This is a genomic window from Peribacillus sp. B2I2 (genome assembly GCF_041261685.1).
Taxonomy (GTDB): Bacteria; Bacillota; Bacilli; order Bacillales; family DSM-1321; genus Peribacillus.
The window spans coordinates 4,978,501-4,997,662 of record NZ_JBGCCB010000001.1 but is presented as its reverse complement, the minus strand read 5'-3'; the positions used below and the strand labels follow the sequence as shown (position 1 = coordinate 4,997,662).

The 19,162-nt window shown below is 41.9% G+C and carries 17 protein-coding genes and 1 riboswitch; of the genes, 8 read left to right on the top strand and 9 right to left on the bottom strand.

What is annotated here, in order from left to right:
- Positions 1-20: 20 nt before the first annotated feature.
- The 3 genes from ABIE66_RS24910 to ABIE66_RS24900 form a co-directional block, all read right to left on the bottom strand.
- Positions 21-1,178: an MFS transporter gene (locus ABIE66_RS24910; RefSeq protein ID WP_370017113.1), complete on the bottom strand. Its 1,158-nt coding sequence runs from the start codon at positions 1,176-1,178 to the stop codon at positions 21-23.
- A 179-nt stretch (positions 1,179-1,357) separates the two neighbouring features.
- On the bottom strand, positions 1,358-1,660 hold the full coding sequence (locus ABIE66_RS24905) for an ArsR/SmtB family transcription factor (RefSeq protein ID WP_370016662.1): 303 nt from the start codon (positions 1,658-1,660) through the stop codon (positions 1,358-1,360).
- A gap of 51 nt (positions 1,661-1,711) precedes the next feature.
- The gene (locus ABIE66_RS24900) at positions 1,712-2,815 is read right to left on the bottom strand and encodes a 5-methyltetrahydropteroyltriglutamate--homocysteine S-methyltransferase (protein ID WP_370016661.1); all 1,104 of its coding nucleotides are present in this window, start codon (positions 2,813-2,815) and stop codon (positions 1,712-1,714) included.
- Between the two features lie 83 nt (positions 2,816-2,898).
- A riboswitch (SAM riboswitch) is annotated at positions 2,899-3,000 on the bottom strand.
- A 184-nt stretch (positions 3,001-3,184) separates the two neighbouring features.
- Here ABIE66_RS24900 and ABIE66_RS24895 point away from each other — a divergent pair.
- The 4 genes from ABIE66_RS24895 to glpK all read left to right on the top strand — a co-directional run bounded on the left by ABIE66_RS24895 (position 3,185) and on the right by glpK (position 6,897).
- Positions 3,185-3,622 (top strand): hypothetical protein, encoded by a 438-nt coding sequence (locus ABIE66_RS24895; protein WP_370016660.1) that lies wholly within the window; start codon positions 3,185-3,187, stop codon positions 3,620-3,622.
- Between the two features lie 160 nt (positions 3,623-3,782).
- Entirely contained in the window at positions 3,783-4,325 is a 543-nt protein-coding gene (locus ABIE66_RS24890; protein ID WP_289326750.1) for a glycerol-3-phosphate responsive antiterminator, read from the top strand.
- A gap of 235 nt (positions 4,326-4,560) precedes the next feature.
- Entirely contained in the window at positions 4,561-5,385 is an 825-nt protein-coding gene (locus tag ABIE66_RS24885; protein WP_289314617.1) for an MIP/aquaporin family protein, read from the top strand.
- A gap of 21 nt (positions 5,386-5,406) precedes the next feature.
- On the top strand, positions 5,407-6,897 hold the full coding sequence (gene glpK, locus ABIE66_RS24880) for a glycerol kinase GlpK (RefSeq protein WP_370016659.1): 1,491 nt from the start codon (positions 5,407-5,409) through the stop codon (positions 6,895-6,897).
- Between the two features lie 170 nt (positions 6,898-7,067).
- On the opposite strand, the gene ABIE66_RS24875 is transcribed toward glpK, so the two are convergent.
- Positions 7,068-7,262, bottom strand: coding sequence for a hypothetical protein (locus ABIE66_RS24875; protein WP_370016658.1), 195 nt, complete (start codon positions 7,260-7,262; stop codon positions 7,068-7,070).
- Between the two features lie 83 nt (positions 7,263-7,345).
- On the opposite strand from ABIE66_RS24875, the gene ABIE66_RS24870 reads away from it, so the two are divergent.
- The 3 genes from ABIE66_RS24870 to ABIE66_RS24860 all read left to right on the top strand — a co-directional run bounded on the left by ABIE66_RS24870 (position 7,346) and on the right by ABIE66_RS24860 (position 11,579).
- Entirely contained in the window at positions 7,346-8,998 is a 1,653-nt protein-coding gene (locus ABIE66_RS24870) for a glycerol-3-phosphate dehydrogenase/oxidase (protein WP_370016657.1), read from the top strand.
- A gap of 187 nt (positions 8,999-9,185) precedes the next feature.
- Entirely contained in the window at positions 9,186-10,640 is a 1,455-nt protein-coding gene (locus tag ABIE66_RS24865; protein ID WP_370016656.1) for an alanine/glycine:cation symporter family protein, read from the top strand.
- A 234-nt stretch (positions 10,641-10,874) separates the two neighbouring features.
- The gene (locus tag ABIE66_RS24860) at positions 10,875-11,579 is read left to right on the top strand and encodes an MBL fold metallo-hydrolase (protein ID WP_289326744.1); all 705 of its coding nucleotides are present in this window, start codon (positions 10,875-10,877) and stop codon (positions 11,577-11,579) included.
- A gap of 124 nt (positions 11,580-11,703) precedes the next feature.
- On the opposite strand, the gene ABIE66_RS24855 is transcribed toward ABIE66_RS24860, so the two are convergent.
- The 4 genes from ABIE66_RS24855 to ABIE66_RS24840 form a co-directional block, all read right to left on the bottom strand.
- Positions 11,704-12,924: a PucR family transcriptional regulator gene (locus ABIE66_RS24855; protein ID WP_370016655.1), complete on the bottom strand. Its 1,221-nt coding sequence runs from the start codon at positions 12,922-12,924 to the stop codon at positions 11,704-11,706.
- A gap of 138 nt (positions 12,925-13,062) precedes the next feature.
- A complete protein-coding gene (gene putP, locus ABIE66_RS24850) occupies positions 13,063-14,529 on the bottom strand; it encodes a sodium/proline symporter PutP (RefSeq protein ID WP_289326743.1) in 1,467 nt (488 codons plus the stop codon).
- 156 nt (positions 14,530-14,685) lie between these two features.
- On the bottom strand, positions 14,686-16,227 hold the full coding sequence (pruA, locus tag ABIE66_RS24845; protein WP_370016654.1) for an L-glutamate gamma-semialdehyde dehydrogenase: 1,542 nt from the start codon (positions 16,225-16,227) through the stop codon (positions 14,686-14,688).
- A 56-nt stretch (positions 16,228-16,283) separates the two neighbouring features.
- Positions 16,284-17,201 (bottom strand): proline dehydrogenase family protein, encoded by a 918-nt coding sequence (locus ABIE66_RS24840; RefSeq protein WP_370016653.1) that lies wholly within the window; start codon positions 17,199-17,201, stop codon positions 16,284-16,286.
- A gap of 411 nt (positions 17,202-17,612) precedes the next feature.
- On the opposite strand from ABIE66_RS24840, the gene ABIE66_RS24835 reads away from it, so the two are divergent.
- The gene (locus ABIE66_RS24835; RefSeq protein WP_370016652.1) at positions 17,613-17,777 is read left to right on the top strand and encodes a hypothetical protein; all 165 of its coding nucleotides are present in this window, start codon (positions 17,613-17,615) and stop codon (positions 17,775-17,777) included.
- Between the two features lie 541 nt (positions 17,778-18,318).
- Here ABIE66_RS24835 and ABIE66_RS24830 read toward each other — a convergent pair.
- The gene (locus ABIE66_RS24830; RefSeq protein WP_370016651.1) at positions 18,319-18,549 is read right to left on the bottom strand and encodes a helix-turn-helix domain-containing protein; all 231 of its coding nucleotides are present in this window, start codon (positions 18,547-18,549) and stop codon (positions 18,319-18,321) included.
- Positions 18,550-19,162: the final 613 nt, after the last annotated feature.

The window sequence follows — 19,162 nt, the reverse complement described above, 5'->3', positions numbered from 1 at the left end:
ATGAATGTTTATATAACGGTCTAGGATTTTATGGACTGTGCTATTTTACTGCTTGACGATGAACTTGAAAGGACCAGAACAATGACCATGACCATGGCAATGGCAACCCCCGTTGCACCGATCCAGGTTATGGAAGCAAGGGATACATGTTCTACAGCAACACCGCCAATCCCAGCACCGGCAGCCATGGCCAATTGCATCATCGACTGATTGAGACCGAGCATGACTCCTGATGATTCAGGCTCAAGGGTGGCTAAATGATATTGCTGTGTCGGCCCTGTTGACCATGCCGCGAACGACCATAATGTAAGGATTGTCAAAACGCCAATCAATGAATTTGTAACGATGGACAACATGATGATCATCACAATATGCAGCGCCATACCGCCGATTAGTGTAAATGATACACCCCATCGATCCGTACTATATCCGCCAAACTTTGATCCAATCAGGCTGGCGATTCCGAATATAAGCAAAGCTGTGCTAAGTAGTGCGTCACTTACCCCTGATACAGTTAGCAGGTAGGGAGATAGGTAGGTATAAGCAATCGAGTATCCGCCTAGCCAGAAGAAGGTTATCGATAATCCAAGGGCAACTTTCCTTTTTTTTAGAAGCGCCAGCTGTTGGAGAAGAGGTACCGGTTTATCCCCTTTGGTAGGCGGAATGGTAAAGAATAAAACGATCATGGCAATCAGGCCGAATAGGGCGATTCCGCCAAAGACAGATTTCCATCCGAATGCATCCGTCATGATTCTTCCAAGAGGTACCCCAATGATAAGGGAAGCTGTAAACCCCATGACCACTGTCGCGATAGAACTAGCTTGTTTGTCTGGCGGAGCAAGCTTAGCAGCAATATTCAAAGCGGTGACAACAACCAATCCTGCACCTAGAGCCATGATTATGCGTGCAAATAGAAACGGTCCAAAGCCTGGTAATAGGAAGGCAAGGAGATTGGCGACTACGAATAGTCCAAGTGAGTACAACATTAATTTTCGTCTATCTAAACTTGCTGTCAAAGCCATAAGAATGGGGGTACCGATTGCGTAGACAAGGGAGAAAATTGTAATGAGCTGTCCTGCGGCAGCAAGGGTCACTCCAAGAGAATCCGCAATCTTATCTAAAATCCCGGATATGATGAATTCGGATGTTCCTACTAAAAAACTGATAATCGCCAACATGTAAATTTTCCATGTATTAAGCAAATAGATTCACTCCTCATTAATGATTTATGGTTATATGAAAAGACATATTGGAATATGTTAATATGTATGAATAAAAAAATAAACATATCGTGAAATGTCGAATTGTTAAAAGGAAAATAAAACCTAACCCACTAAGGCAGGGATCAGGTTCATTTTCATACTTCTTCTTTCAAGAAATCAGTAATTTTTGAGATTGCATCTTCATCTCGTTTGTAATACGTAAACTTTCCTATCCGCTCCGTCTTGATCAATCCTGCTCTAAGAAGCATCGAGAGGTATTGAGAGGCCGTGGATTGGGTCATGTTTAATTTTTCTGTAATCTGACTTACACAAACGCCGGTTTCCTTCATATCTATTCCCTCATGAGGGGTGAAGTGGAGTTCAGGCGCCTTGAGCCATTTTAAGATTTGCAACCTGGATTCATTGGATAATGCTTTAAATATCTCGATTGTTTTCATACATTTCATTATATCGAGAATTATCGATATGTCAAATGATTAATAAAAAAATCATTCCCATACTTCTTTTGCTACATCAACGACGAACTTCAACTTTTCCCACTGCTGTTCTTCCGTTAGCCTGTTGCCGTGATGGGTGGAAGCGAAGCCGCATTGCGGGCTTAAGCATAATTGTTCGAAAGGAACGAAGCGCGAGGCTTCTTTAATACGTGCCTTAACAGCTTCCTTGTCTTCGATTTTTCCATTTTTTGAAGTGACGACCCCTAGAACGACACGCGCCCCGCCATTTGGAATGTATTCCAATGGTTCGAAATCCCCTGAGCGATCATCGTCATATTCCAAGAAGAATCCATCCACTTTTTCTTTTGCCAATAATGTTGGGGCAATACGGGCATAGCTTCCTTCAAATGCCCATGTCGACTGGTAGTTTCCACGACAAAGGTGGGTGGTGACTACCAGGTCTTCTGGTTTGCCTTCCAATGCGCCATTAATTACACGCAGTGCTAAATCAATTAATTGTTCCCTCGTATATTTTCCCTCTTTGAACTGGAAATCCGGAGCTGAAAGCCTGGCAATATATACATCATCCAATTGAAGATAACGCACTCCTGCATCATAAAAAGCTTTCAAAGCATGCTGATACGCTTTGACGATATCATTTGCATAGTCTTCGATATCAGGGTAGACGTCTTCACTTTGAACACCTACAGCAAATAATTGATTGGGACTGGGAATGGTTTGTTTGGCAACGGCACGTCCGTCCACAATTTTGTTCAATTCAATAAAATCACGAATGAAGGGATGTTCAGGATTGAATGAAACCTTTCCGGTATTGCGAACGTTATATCTCTCTGTTTCCACACCATCGAAAGTGAGTCCTTTTTCAGTAACATATCCCTCGATTCCATTTAAATGTTCAAGGAAGTCAAAGTGCCACCATGTCCGTCTGAATTCACCATCCGTCACAGCCTCTAATCCAACTTCAATCTGTTTATCGACAATCCGATTGATTTCTTCGGTTTCAACTTCACGAAGTCGTTCCGCTGAAATTGTACCATCCTTAAATTGCTTTCTGGCAATATGTAAACGTTCCGGTCTTAATAAACTCCCGACGTGGTCCGCCCTAAAAGGCGCTTTCGTTAATGTGATTGACATGTTGCATTCCTTCTTTCCTTTTATAAAATAAAAAACCTCTTCTTAAAAATAAGAAGAGGTGTTGGCAGCATAGCTATTTACTCTTCTTATCTTCAAGTTTTTACACTTCTGGAATTAGCACAGTACATGATTAGTCTGTTGCTGAGGCATCAAAGGGCCAGTCCCTCCACCTCTCTGGATAAGAGTTGTCTATTAAATTAATTATGACTATACAGGTAGTTTTTACAAAGGTCAAGGGTTGAAGGTGGAAGATTTAGAATATATCGATTATTAACTCGGGAAATGTTAACTGCATCCGTGAACCCGGCATATGTTATAACCGACGTTCCTTATGAACTGTGATATTGAAAGTTGGAGGGGAATACCAGGATGAATGCATTCGATCCATCCAATATATTTGGAAATGGCATACCGATAACGGTAACTGCAGCTATGATAGAGAGAATCATAAAGATGAAATCATCTGATCAGGATATTAAAGTCGAGATTACGCCAAAGCATATAGTGCTTTCCGGAACGACGGAAGTGAAAAAAATGATGTTTAAGAAAAACGTAGCTTTCAGGATTACATTAAAACCGGTTCACGTGGAAAAAAGAACGATCTCATTAGAATTAGTGGAAATGGAACCGATTGACAGGAGTTTCATCAACCAAAGGATATTTAACAGACCACCATTTTTTGAATTTGAAAATAGAATGATCAAAATGAATGTTGATGCTTGGAACATCGTTAGAAAAATCCCGGTCGGCACAATTAAATCATTTGAACTTGTCGATGGTGCATTGAAAATGAAACTTTCTTTATGATGGATCGTTTTTAGCCGCAATATATAAAGGGGATGACAGGTATGTTAGTGTAAGGATGGATAGGGTGGCGATTCATTAAAATGTGTTTGAAAAACCAAGCTCTTTAAAATATACTGAATTACTAAAAGTTTTAGTTTTTCCAGAGATAAGGGGGAAAATAATGAACCAGAAGATTTTGCCTGCTTCGGCAAGCATGAAGGATTTCGAAAGATTCTTAGAAAGTTCCTATGAAATAGGCGTGTTTCTTGATTTGCATATATCACAATTGAAAAATGTAAGTATGATGGCAAAGCAGCATAATAAGAAAATGATTTATCATGTCGATTTGATCCATGGCATAAGAAGTGATGAATATGCGACAGAATTCATTTGTCAGGAGTATAATCCATATGGGTTGATTTCGACTAAATCAAACGTTATTTTGAAAGCGAAGCAAAAGGGGGTCATTGCCATCCAGCGAATCTTTTTAATAGATTCGCATGCGCTGGAGAAAAGTTATAAGCTGGTGCAGAAAACCAAGCCGGATTATATCGAAGTTTTACCGGGCGCTATGCCGTGGATGATAAAAGAAGTGAAGGAACGACTACAAACACCCATTTTTGCAGGCGGTCTCATACGTACTTCTGATGAAGTCCTGAACGCCCTTGATGCTGGAGCGTCGGCAATCACCACTTCCAAAACTGAATTATGGGATATCGTCTAATAGGGTAGAACGAGGAATTTGAAAAAAAATACAGAAAAATAGATTAATTTTTCACAAAATAATTGACAGCGTTTTCACAACCTAGTATATTTTACATTACAAGTTAATATATGTGACGGAGACTAGGAGATTCACAACAGATCTATTCATAATTTTTTTATGAGGATAGTTCTGCTGTGAATCTCCTTTTATTTGTTTGCAAGGTTTTTAAATTATCAGGGGAGGGGTTTTATTCATGACTCCATTTTGGGGAGAAGTAGTAGGCACAATGATTTTAGTTTTATTCGGAGCAGGTATTGGAGCGGGTTCATCCTTAAAGGGATCTTATGCTAAAGATGCCGGTTGGATCGTTATCACGATTGCGTGGGGACTGGCTGTCACCATGGGTGTTTTTGCAGTGGGATCCATAAGCGGGGCGCATTTAAATCCGGCGGTCACAGTAGGATTTGCCATTATTGGAGAGTTTCCATGGAGTGATGTACCTGGTTACATCGTTGCCCAAATGATTGGCGCAATCCTGGGGGCAACTCTAGTATTCCTGCACTATTTACCACACTGGAAAGCTACTGATGATCCAGGAACGAAGCTTGGTGTGTTTGCGACTTCACCTGCTATCCCACATACATTTTCAAATCTATTAAGTGAAATGATTGGAACTTTCATCCTTATTCTTGGTTTATTATTCATAGGTGCCAATGATTTTACAGAGGGTCTGAACCCATTCGCTGTCGGTTTATTAATTGTCGTGATTGGGATGTCACTCGGGGGAACGACAGGATATGCCATAAACCCGGCCCGTGATCTGGGGCCCCGCATCGCTCACTTTTTGCTGCCGATACCGGGTAAAGGCAATTCGAATTGGGGCTATTCATGGATTCCGGTAGTTGGACCGATTGTTGGGGGTTCACTTGGTGCCGTTTGTTATAAAGCATTCTTTTTAGGGGATATAACAGTAGGATTTTGGTCTGTTTTGGGTGCAAGCTTGGTACTATTGGTATTAGCCTATGCATTTGGGAAAAAACAGTCACATGAATTGGAAAGCAGGAATATCGCTAGTTAATTAAAAGGAGGGGCATACACTATGGAAAAATATATTTTATCATTAGATCAAGGAACAACAAGTTCGCGGGCGATTTTATTTAACAAAAAGGGGGAAATCGTCCATTCCTCCCAAAAGGAATTCACGCAGCATTTCCCTAAACCAGGCTGGGTCGAGCATAACGCCAATGAGATTTGGGGATCGATCCTGGCAGTGATTGCCGGTGTACTATCGGAATCCGGTGTAAAGCCAGAGCAAATTGCTGGTATCGGGATTACTAATCAGCGTGAAACGGCAGTCGTTTGGGATAAGGAGACAGGTACTCCTGTTTATAATGCGATTGTATGGCAGTCAAGACAAACAAGTGAAATCTGTGATGATTTGAAGGAAAAGGGACTTAATGATTTATTCCGAGATAAAACGGGATTGTTGATAGATGCATATTTTTCCGGAACGAAAGTGAAATGGATCCTCGATAATGTGGAAGGGGCACGACAAAAGGCGGAGGAAGGCAAGCTGTTATTCGGTACCATCGATACTTGGCTAATCTGGAAGCTTTCAGGAGGCAAGGCTCACGTAACGGACTATTCCAACGCATCCCGGACATTGATGTACAATATTCATGAACTGAAATGGGATGAAGAACTGCTGGAGATATTGACTGTACCGAAGTCGATGCTGCCGGAAGTAAGACCATCATCCGAGGAGTATGCACGTACGGTCGAGTATCATTTCTTCGGCCAATCTATTCCGATTGCCGGAGCAGCCGGTGATCAGCAGGCTGCATTATTTGGCCAAGCCTGCTTTAATGAAGGAATGGCCAAAAATACGTATGGCACAGGCTGTTTCATGCTCATGAATACAGGGGAAAAGGCTGTCAGTTCCGACCACGGACTATTGACGACCCTTGCTTGGGGATTGAATGGGAAGGTCGAATATGCACTGGAAGGCAGTATATTCGTAGCTGGCTCCGCAATCCAATGGCTGCGAGATGGTCTGCGGATGCTTCATGATGCCAAGGATAGCGAAGCCTATGCAAAACGGGTGGAAAGTACGGATGGAGTATATGTAGTGCCGGCTTTTGTAGGCCTTGGAACTCCATATTGGGACAGTGAAGTACGGGGAGCCGTTTTTGGTTTGACGCGCGGTACCTCCAAAGAACATTTCATTCGTGCCACACTTGAATCACTTGCGTATCAAACGAAGGATGTCCTTGATGCAATGGAGGCGGATTCAGGAATCGAGCTGCAGACATTGAGAGTGGATGGCGGTGCAGTCAAGAATGACTTCTTAATGCAATTCCAAAGTGATTTATTACGGGTACCTGTCGAAAGGCCGATCATAAACGAAACTACGGCATTGGGGGCTGCGTATTTAGCGGGACTTGCTGTCGGGTATTGGAAGGATCAAGAAGAAATCTCTCGGCAATGGGCGGTGGACAAAACCTTCAAACAATCCATGGCAGAGCAAGATAGTGATAAATTATATGAGGGCTGGAAAAAAGCTGTACACGCTGCAATGGCGTTTAAATAAAAAAACAAGGTGATTTCTTTCTCAAATGAGCTGGAGTATGCTATACTGAAATCAAGTTAATAACTCGGCCGGAGAACAGGAGAGACCATGAATGCGTTATCGTGAATTCGATAATGTGCATTTATGGTCTCTCTTTTTTGTTTTTAAAGGCAGATTAGGGATATTAATATCTATATGAATGAGAAACTATGAGAACAAATGAACCAATTGAATATAAGCGAACTCACGAGAAAACAGCGCGAACTCACGAGTAAACGTGCAGAATTCACGAGTAAACAACACGAACTCACGAGTAAACAGCGCGAATACACGAGTAAACTTGCAGAACCACGAGAAAACAGTGCGAACTCACGAGAAAACAGCACGAATACACGAGTAAATAGCGCGAATACACGAGTAATTCAAGCTACACGACAATAGAGAGCATTACTTAAAGGAGGAGTCAGGGATGAGGTTTTCAAATATATATCGGGAAGAAACAATTGAACTTCTGAAAAAGGAAAAATATGATGTAGTTGTCATTGGTGGGGGAATTACCGGTGCAGGAATCGCCCTGGATGCAACGACCCGTGGGATGAAAGTGGCATTGGTTGAAATGCAGGACTTTGCGGCAGGTACTTCAAGCCGCTCGACAAAACTGGTCCATGGCGGTTTAAGGTATTTGAAGCAATTTGAGATAAAAATGGTTGCTGAGGTTGGTAAAGAGCGGGAAATCGTTTATGAAAATGGACCGCATGTGACCACGCCGGAATGGATGCTGTTACCGATGCACAAAGGAGGCACCTTCGGGAAATTCAGTACTTCCATTGGACTCCGTGTATATGATTTCCTTGCAGGTGTTAAAAAAGCAGAACGCAGGAAAATGCTTTCGGCAGATGAAACACTAAAGCGGGAGCCCCTCGTTAAGAAAGAGGGACTGAAAGGCGGAGGCTACTATGTCGAATATCGGACAGATGATGCTCGTCTGACGATTGAAGTGATGAAGGCAGCTGTCGATAAAGGTGCAATGGCGATAAATTATACAAAAGTAGATAAATTGTTATATGAAAATGGAAAGGTGAACGGCGTCCAAGTTGCCGATTTACTTTCAGGTGATGCTTATGAAATATACGCAGACAAAGTTATTAATGCAGCAGGTCCATGGGTGGATTCCATCCGTGAGAAAGATCAATCGAAAAAAGGGAAAACGCTGAAGTTATCCAAGGGTGTCCATGTGGTCATCGACCAATCGAAGTTCCCGTTGAAGCAGGCGCTTTATTTTGATACACCTGATGGACGGATGATCTTTGCCATCCCGAGAGCCGGTAAAGCTTATGTAGGGACTACGGACACTTTTTATGATGGTGATCCTGCAGTGCCAACCGTTACATCCGAGGACCGTGCCTATTTATTAAAGTCGATACATTATATGTTTCCAGAAGTGGAAATTTCCGATGATGATATCGAATCAAGCTGGGCTGGAGTAAGGCCGTTGATTCTTGAAGAAGGAAAAGACCCTTCTGAAATATCAAGGAAAGATGAAATATGGGAGTCCGATTCGGGTCTTATCACGATTGCGGGAGGTAAATTGACCGGTTATCGCAAAATGGCAAAAACGACGGTCGATCTTGTGGCAGGGAAGCTTTCCCAGCAATCTAATAAGACTTACCCAACCAGCAGCACTAAAGGAATGCCGATTTCAGGAGGGGATGTCGGAGGATCAAGCAACTTCTCCGATTATATCAAGCAACATATTCAAATGGGAGTGGACTCAGGAATTGCCGTTAAGGACTCCGAAGAAATATTGGCCATGTACGGGTCCAACGCACCTGTGTTATTTGATATCGCAAAAAGCGAAGGAGACGGAGCAGCAAGCATTGGCCTTCCGCAGAAATTGTTCGTACAGCTGAAATACGCACTAGAACATGAAATGGCCGCAACTCCAGTGGACTTCTTCTTCCGAAGGACCGGGACCCTGTTATTCGATATCGATTTAGTCCAAACGCATAAAAGTGCAGTGATTGAATATATGGCTGGATACTTCGGGTGGACGGAATCAACAAAAATGGAGAGAACCAATCAGTTGGAACGGGAAATACTCGGTGCGATTAGAGTATCTTGACTTAAATGAAAAAAACATGACGCCGGCGGAATCGCTGGCGTTTTTTTCGATTAGGGAAGGAAATGAAAGACGAAACTATCATGTTAGATTTCCTGACGCGGAAACTATTGTTTAATGCATTAAGATGAAATATAATTAATAAAAGATAAGTTAGAATTTTCTAAATATAATCAAAGGGGGAGCTTGGTTGTCTGATTTTATTACGGCTTTAAATGGAGTTTTATGGAGTGCGCCAGTCATTTATATTTTATTGGGAGTGGGTTTATTATTCTCGATTTTAACCCGTTTTCTGCAAGTGAGGCATATTAAGGAAATGGTCGTTTTGATGTTCCAAGGCAAAAGTTCGGAAGCGGGGGTTTCCTCATTCCAGGCTTTATCGATAGCCCTCTCAGGGCGGGTCGGTACAGGTAACATTGCAGGAGTGGCAACCGCTATCGCTTTTGGCGGTCCTGGTGCCGTTTTCTGGATGTGGGCCATAGCCTTCATAGGAGCGGCAAGTGCATTTGTGGAATCCACTTTAGCTCAAATTTATAAAGTCAAACAAGATGGACAATATCGGGGTGGCCCCGCTTATTATATTGAAAAAGGGATAGGGTGGAAGTGGTTTGCTGTACTTTTTGCATTTGCTGCCCTTATAGCCATGGCCATCCTTATGCCAGGTGTTCAATCCAATTCGATTGCTGCCGGAGTGGAAAATGCATTCGGCATCAAACCGGTGATCACTGGCTTGGCAATCGTCCTTTTACTGGGCTTCATTATATTCGGTGGTGTTAAGCGTATAGCTAATGCTGCAACCTTAATCGTCCCATTCATGGCTCTTGGTTATATATTGCTATCCGTTGTCATCGTCCTAATGAATATCACTGAATTACCGGGAGTCATCTCTTTAATATTCAGAAGTGCCTTCGGTTTGGATTCTGCATTTGGGGGACTCATTGGTATGGCGATTGCTTGGGGAGTGAAACGCGGCGTTTATTCGAATGAGGCCGGTCAAGGGACAGGTGCTCATCCGGCGGCTGCGGCTGAAGTATCACATCCGGCAAAGCAAGGACTTGTCCAAGCATTCTCGGTGTATATCGACACATTGTTCGTTTGTTCTGCTACGGCCTTCATGATTTTATTTACAGGCATGTATAATACACAAGCTGAAAATGGTTCATACATCGTCAATAATTTGGGAGATGTAACACCTGGTCCAGGGTATACACAAGCGGCAATCGATAGTGTAATCCCAGGTTTTGGTGCTGGCTTTGTTGCAATAGCCCTTTTCTTCTTCGCCTTTACGACAATCATGGCCTACTATTATATTGCCGAAACCAATATCGCCTATTTAATGCGTAATCGGAATGGTAAATGGGCCATGTTCGCCTTGAAGCTCATCATCCTGGCAGCCAGTTTCTATGGATCCGTCCGTACGGCAGAGCTTGCTTGGGCATTAGGGGATGCTGGCTTGGGCATTATGGTTTGGCTTAATGTCATTGCCATTTTAATTCTGGCCAAACCGGCGCTTATTGCGTTAAAGGATTACGAAACGCAAAAGAAGGCGGGGGTGGATCCGGTTTTCGATCCCAAAGCTTTAGGCATAAAAAACGCCGACTTTTGGGAGCATGAATACGCAAGCGACAAGGAAAACGTTTCATGAAGAGAAATGCCCTGAAATAAATTAATATAAAAAGATACATGACAAACCAGCTCAAGGTATTTGAGAGCTGGTTTTTTATCATATTGCGATAACTAGGACAAAACTGAAATTGTGAACATAACCAGTGAGGCTTTAGTTTACATAGAAAGACTATAAGGATGGAATATTATTGAGAAAATAATCATATTATTTATGATTGTAATTATATAAGTGTGTGGGGGAGTTTGATTAAAGATGAAGCTGACAAAGGTCGATACAGTATATCAACTATCTTTCATGCCACGCGTATTTCCCGTAAACTGTTATTTCATAGAAGAAGAGGATAGCCTTACACTAGTAGATGCAGCTTTACCCTACAGCGGAAAAAGTATTTTGAAGGCGGCGCGGATTATTGGAAAACCGATAACAAGAATAATAGTTACTCATGCACATGATGATCATGTCGGTGCACTAGACGGGCTAAAAGCGTTAATGCCTGATGTGCAGGTGAGTATTTCTATCAGGGAAGCATCATTACTGGCTGGTGATTCCAGCCCCTTACAAAATGAAAATCCAATCCGCGGTGGAGTCCCCAAAAACATTCAAACTCAACCAGACTTGCTGCTTAAAGAGGGCGACCGTATCGGTTCATTGGAAGTGATTTATTCACCTGGGCATACCCCTGGTTCGATATCGCTTCTTGATACCCGGAATCATAGTTTAATTGTCGGGGATGCCCTGCAGACAAGAGGCGGAACTGCAATTTCTGGAATCATTAAACCTTTATTTCCATTCCCGGCCTTTGCTACATGGGATAAACTCCTTGCCCTTGAAAGTGCAAAGAAATTAAGAAGTCTTAATCCGCATTTGCTTGCTGTAGGTCATGGAAAGATGCTAGAACAACCTGGGAATTCCATGGACAAAGCAATAATTGAAGCTGAATTAAAATTCCAGCAATGAAAGAATGGGAAAGTGCCGGCATATTGAGATGTTATCCCAAAAAGAGTGAGGAACACGGCTGATGGGTCTCCGTGCTCCTCACTCTTTAGCTGTTTGAATCTTTTAACCGTAAAAGCGAAATGCCTTAAGATTTCTGCTTTATAAGCTGTAAATCGATGTAGAGTTGTATTCTTGAGTGTAAGTCATCAAAATCGATTGAAGTGAGATCGGCTATTTGGTTCAATCTATATTTCAATGTGTTGGTATGAATGTATAGCTGCTCAGCTGTCGGTTTGATCCGGCAATTGTTCAACAGATATATTTCCAATGTTTGAAGGAGTTTCGTTTGGCTTTCCTGGTCCTTCTTTTGAAGAATCTGTAAATCCATATTGATATAATTCGTTTTAGTATGATGATGGGAGATCATTTCGAGGTAACGGAAAATCCCTAGCTTGCTATATTGGAAAGGAAGCTGTTCAGGTTTACCGATGAACTTCGCTGCATTGATCACTTCCAGGGCTTCGAGGTAGGATTTTCTTAATTGAAGAATCGAAGAATATTCATTTCCGATTCCCGGGAACACCCTTTGATCATTGAATTGGGAAAGAACCGTATTCGTTAAATCATTGGCGCTTTCAGAAAGGAGTTCTTTCCCTTTTCCGTTGCTGCCAATTAATACGATGATCTTCAATTGGTTTGTGAATACATGGGAAAAATGATTCAAAGCATTGGCGAATAGACTGACTGTATCCGTTAATTCATCGAAATGTTCCGCATCGGATTGAGCGATGGTAAAGACATTTACAAGGAAAGTTTCCGGAATGAGGAGATTCATATTGGCGGCTTCCCATTTTATTTGGTTTTCAGTTTGATAGACTTCATCAATGACCTTTTGATAAAACTCATTTTTTTCTTCATCTTTTTTCATGTTTATCTGTTTTTTCTGATAAAGGAGCTTGCCGATATGATGGGAAACCTCATGCAAAAATTCCAAGTCTGAATCAGTCATCATTTCCGTCTCTTGAACCCATATGAATCCGAAGACTTGCCCTTTGTGTACCGCGCTTACAACGACTCTTTGATTTAAACCGATTTCCTCGATTTGTTTCACTCTAAAGGGATGCTGCATCGTTTTAAGCTGTTCGACAATGCCCTCATCCATGAATTTCTCCAAGATTGGAATCGGCCAATGCTTTGTGAAAATGGTTTGCCGATTGGCTTGGTCGAAGTGATCGATATAATATGAACTATATGACAGCAATAAAAATTGGTCATTTTCGATGACCACTGGTTTTTTTAAATAAGTGCTGACCATATCCGTTATATCGTTGATGTTTGTGAGAGTAAGGATTTTTTCTAATGACATATATGGCCCCCTGTTTTTTGAATTGGATGATAACTTAGTCTAATAATACTTTTAAACGGATGATGTGTATAGGGGCAAGCACAAAGAAGGAACGGTATATGAAAAAAATTTCATATACCGTTCCTTTTAGGGGATTTATTATTGTTTTAATGTTCTTTCGAATTCTTCGAACTTTTCTTCTACTTCCCTAGATGGTTTCGCTGTAAGAAGACTGACCACGATGATGGCAATCAAGCTCGCGCCAAAACCAGGAATCATTTCATAAAGCGTATCGGATAATCCTGCCATGGACCAGAAAATTACAGTCCCGGCACCGACGATCATCCCGGCTAAAGCGCCCCATCTTGTCATCCGTTTCCAGCAGAGGCTTAGTATGACCAATGGACCGAATGAAGATCCGAATCCAGCCCATGCATAGCCGACAAGTCCAAGAATCGTGTCATTCTGTTCCCAAGAGAGAATGAGCGCTATGATGGATATGGTCAGTACGGAAAGTCTGCCCAGGAAAACAAGCTCTTTATCTGAAGCGGAACGACGGAAGAAAGTTTTGTACATATCCTCCGTTAAAGAGCTGGCCGTAACCAAAAGCTGCGAAGAAATCGTGCTCATGATGGCTGCCAGTATCGCTGAAATCAAGAAACCAGTGATAAGTGGGTGGAATAGTATTTCACCTAACTCTATGAAAATCGTTTCAGGATTATCTAACTTCAGGTTGTTCTGATGGAAATACGTGATACCGATGAATCCAGTCAGCATGGCACCGATACTGGAGAAAATCATCCAGCCCATCCCGATAGTACGGGCTTTCTTGATTTCCTTAATAGAACTGATCGCCATAAAGCGGACAATGATATGCGGCTGTCCGAAGTAACCCAGTCCCCAAGCAAATAATGAGATGATTCCTAAAAAGCTCGTCCCCGTGAAAATATTCAATAGAGCTGGATCAATGGAACGTGGCGTATCTATGGAAGGACCGAAACCGCCAACATGGAAAAGGGTGACGATCGGTACAAGAACCAAGGCAACGACCATGATGATTCCTTGAACAAAGTCTGTCCAGCTTACTGCCAGGAATCCACCGAATAAAGTATAGGCAACGGTGACGCCTGTTAAGATCCATAGACCTGTATGGTAATCAAGGCCAAATGTACTTTGGAATAAGACTCCGCCGGATACCATTCCGGAAGAAACGTAAAAGGTGAAGAAAATCAGGATAACCAAAGCGGAAATGAGCCTTAGGATCCGTGAACCCTCGCCAAAACGATTTTCCAGGAAAGCGGGGATCGTAATGGAGTTATTGGCGACTTCCGTATAGGTTCTTAATCTTGGCGCAACATACAGCCAGTTCGCATAGGCGCCTAGCGTCAGGCCGATTACGATCCAGATGGAACTTAGTCCTGTTGCGAACATGGCACCAGGCATCCCCATCAAAAGCCAACCGCTCATATCCGCAGCGCCGGCGCTTAATGCAGTGACAGCAGGACCAAGGCCCCGGTCGCCAAGCATATAATCATTTAAATTGGAAGTCCGTTTGTAAGCGAAGTAACCAATGAAAAGCATGCCAGCCATGTAAATGCTGATGGAAATTATTAATGCGTAATCCATAAAAGACTCCCTTCAGGTTGAAATATATAATTTTTTGTTTTAAAAGAGGAAGCAACCTATTTGTCACTTCCTCCATTTACCCTCGTTTTGGTTTTGTATCGCAAAATGGAAGATACATAACCAAAACGAGTATTCAAACTGCTTGATGGAACATTATCAGAACGTTTCTGATGTTGTTTTAGCTTGCATATGAAGCTGCAAGTAGTCCGGTCCGCCTGCCTTGGAATCGGTTCCTGACATGTTGAACCCGCCGAATGGCTGATAACCTACGATTGCACCAGTACAGCCGCGGTTGAAATACAAGTTCCCCACATGGAATTCTTCACGTGCTTTTTCCATGTTAAGGCGATTTGTCGTAATGACAGCCCCGGTCAAACCGTATTCTGTGTTATTGGCAATTTCAAGAGCTTCGTTAAAGTCTTTGGCTTTTGTAAAGGCAACAACTGGTCCGAAGATTTCTTCTTGCATCAAACGGGCTTTCGCATCGACATCAGCGACGATTGTCGGTTGAACGAAGTAGCCTTTAGAGCTATCTCCTTCTCCTCCAGTCAGAATGCGTCCTTCTTGGTTCCCGATTTCAATATAGCTCATGATTTTGTCGAAAGCTGCTTGATCGATTACAGGACCCATGAAGTGGTTCTCTGTAGGATTACCGACAGTCAGTTGTTTAGTTAACTCGACAGCGCGATCCAAAACTTGATCATATACATCTTCTACAATGACAGCACGGGAGCAAGCAGAACATTTTTGTCCCGAGAAGCCAAATGCCGATTTCACGATCGATTGAGCTGCCAATTCCAGATCCGCCTCTTTGTCGACGACGATCGTATCTTTTCCACCCATTTCAGCAATGACACGCTTTAGCCAAACTTGGCCTTCGTTCACTTCTGAAGCACGTTTGTAAATGCGCAGACCTACATCACGTGAACCGGTGAAGGAAATGAAACGTGTTTTTGGATGATCTACCAGGTAGTCGCCCACTTCGGCTCCGTTCCCTGGAACGAAATTCAATACTCCTGCTGGAAGGCCTGCTTCAAGCATCACTTCAACGAATTTCGCAGCAACAATAGGAGTAGTCGAAGCTGGTTTCAACAGGATTGTGTTACCAGTAACGATAGCTGCAACAGCTGTACCTGCCATGATGGCAAATGGGAAGTTCCAAGGAGAAATGATGATGCCGACTCCTAATGGAATGTAATCATAGCGGTTATATTCTCCCGGACGGCTTTGTACAGGCACACCATCTTTAAGCGTCAACATTTGACGGGCATAGAATTCAAGAAAATCGATTGCTTCAGCTGTATCGGCATCAGCTTCATTCCAAGGTTTTCCTGCCTCTTTTGTCAATAACGCAGAGAATTCATGCTTGCGTCTGCGAATGATGGCAGCCGCTTTGAATAAAACGTCAGCACGGATTTCCGGCTTCACTTTTTTCCAGCTTTCAAAAGCGGTAACAGCTTCCTGCATGGCTTTTTCGGCAAGATCCCTGTTCGCTTTCGATACTCGGCCGATGACCTCTTGCTTATCAGCAGGGTTATATGAAACGATTTTCTCATCAGTCGTCACTTTCTCTGCCCCGATATAAAGAGGGTAGTCTTGCCCTAAGTAGCCTTCAACAGTTTGAAGAGCTTCCTGATACGCTTTTTTGTTTTCCTCGTTTGTAAAATCAACAAATGGTTCGTGTTTATATGAAATCATTTATACTCACACCTTTTTATAGATTTTTTGTAACAATTAGAATATTAAATGTATATTTAGCTTTTGACCATCCCTTTGAAGGCAAAGGCAATATTGGATGGCCTTTCTGCAAGCCTTCTCATGAAGTATCCATACCAATCCAGACCATATGGTACATAGACGCGCATTTTGTAACCTTGCTTGACCAACTCGTATTGTGTTTTGTTTCTCATGCCATAAAGCATTTGAAATTCGAATTGTGTATTTGGAATGTTGTGCCTCTTAGCCAACTCTTTTGTATACTCGATGATTTTGTCATCGTGTGAGGCAATGGCCGTATAATTACCGTTAAGAAGACTTTGCTTAATCAACTTTTTATAGTTTTCATCTACATCATCCTTTTCGGGAAAAGCCACATCTGGAGATTCCTTGTAGGCACCCTTTACGAGACGCAGGAATGGCTTATATTGGGCAAGGTCCTCCAAATCTTTCTCTGTGCGGAATAAATATGCTTGCAGAACAGTACTTATACAGCTGTATTTTTCCTTGAACTGTCTAAAAATGTCGATTGTTGCCTGACAGCGAACTTCATCTTCCATGTCGATCGTGACCATGACTTTATGCTTTTCTGCTGTATCAAGAATTTTCGTCATGTTCTCTATGACCAGATTATGATCGATATCGAGTCCCAAAGAAGTCATCTTTAGAGAAACTTGTGAATCAAGTTTTTCCCTGCTGATCATTTCGATGGTTTCGATGCATTCTGCCGTCCTTTCCTGAGTCACTTCCTTAGAATCAACGAATTCCCCAAGATGATCGACTGTAACCGACAAGCCACTATTATTAAGTTGTTTAATAAATTTAATGGAACTTTGGAAATCAGTTCCCCCAATGATCTTTCCAGCAGCAAAATTTCCTCCGCTTTTTTTAGCAATATTATTAAGCAGATTATTTTTAGATAAAAATAAGAAAAAGTCCCTTGTAATGGCTTCCATATAAAGCGCACCCCCTAAGAAGATGTATTTCAATAAATTAAGCTTACGATTATTCGACAATATTCACAATGTTTCAAAAAAACAATAATTATGCCTTCCGTTTGTCGGTTATGGACAAATGAAAAGGTTTACATTTTTTCTTTTATGATCGTATAGAAACGAAGGTTTATATTTTAACTTAAAGAGAAACGCTAGAAATAAAGGCTTTATCAGGAAGCGATGATGTGAAAGTCATCAATAAATACGTTTAAAAGTGGCACCTCGACCATAATCATCCAATGCGTTATAATGAACCTAATTTAACGGAATGGGTGCAAAGTTCGAAGATAAAACGGTTAATGAAGCTTTCAGAAGTAAAATGGGTGATAAACCGTAAAATAAGTTGCATCGGCAAGCCGGGGAGGATAAGGAATGGATGCTGTACTTGAAGAACTTAGAGAAACATCGGGTTTGATAATAGGATTAATAATGGCCCTGGTAATATTGGGACTGATCGGTTATGCCCTTACGAATGTACATGATTCCATTGTGTCGCCTGTGGTTCAGTTCATAAAGAAAATGGTTGGTCGAAAATAGCTGAAGCGAAATAAATAACCCTTTGTCCCTAATCGATAACAAGCCCTTGATAATAGAAATCCCTGCAGGGTTTGTCTAAAAGGAACAAAAGAACTGCAAGAAATGAAAATGAAGAAAATCCCCGCTCCTAATGGAGGTGGGGGATTTCAGACTGTAGGCAAATTCGAATAATTTGCCTACAGTTTTTTTATTTAATAAACGTTCCAGTTGATTTCAGAAATCCACTCCCTTTCCGCCGACTGGCTGCCAAGCCTCCTCACCGCAAGCGCCTGGACAATCTCCCAACCGGTATGATCTTTGGTGTATGTAAGCTTGAAAATTGTTTGAAGGTAATTGAAAATAACGGGATGCAGGCAATACTGGAAGATGGACAAGTGGAAGCAAGGCAATGCTTTTTTTAAGGAGCCTTCACAGTGGGAGAATACGCCTGGGAAGTTAAGGACATGCGGCTGTTCCAGCGAAAGGAAAGTTTGGACTTAGGGAGCATGGATAAGGAGAGTATCAACATTTAGCCCCGGCCATTACGCTGGGGCCTTTTTGTTTATAAATCAAAGTAGTCATCTGCCTTTGCGCCAGCATCTATATTTCGAACCGCCTTCATGATTTTCTTTAATACTCCGGCTGATGGCACATACTTGGGATCGCTGCAAACTCTGCTTATCGTATTGCGTGAGATTCCGGACGCACTTACAAACTCCTCTTGTGAATATCCGTGCTTATCGATGAATTTGCCGACCTTACTTCGTGGCTTTCCCTTCCCGAATCTAAACATTTTGATAACCTCCTAGATTAATTTACTAGCAGTCTCGTCCAATTTTCACAAAAATATACGCATAGTTTCGCAAAAATTTGGTATTAGGGACAAACGGTAAGTAATAGGCTTTGGGAAGGTAAGGCGTTACGCTGACGTAAATAGCACCGTTACGCTGACGTAAATAGCACCGTTACGCTGAACGGATATTTAACGTCTGAAAACGTTGGTAAATCTAAGTATGGAGCATAGCGGGATCGAAGCGCTGACCTCTACGCTGCCAGCGTGAGGATGAAATTTCCTGTAGTTTCTAAAATATCCTTAAATGTTTTTATATCACGTTTTTATGGAGATTATTAATGCTTAAATGAACTGTAGTTTCCGATAGTTTTCAGTGGTGTGTGACCACGATGTGAATAGAGTATAACCGAATTTTGTAAGAAACCTAGATAAAATTTAATGCAAAATATTAAGAATTTAAGTTGTGATAGTATGTCAAAATATAATTTCACATTCTTGTTAAATAACTTGAGAAAAATATAAATATGATGGATTTGGACCAATGATAAAAAGAATTTAGTGGTCAAAATGGTAATCGATTAAATCGTGTTTGTTGATTCAAAGAGCTAATATT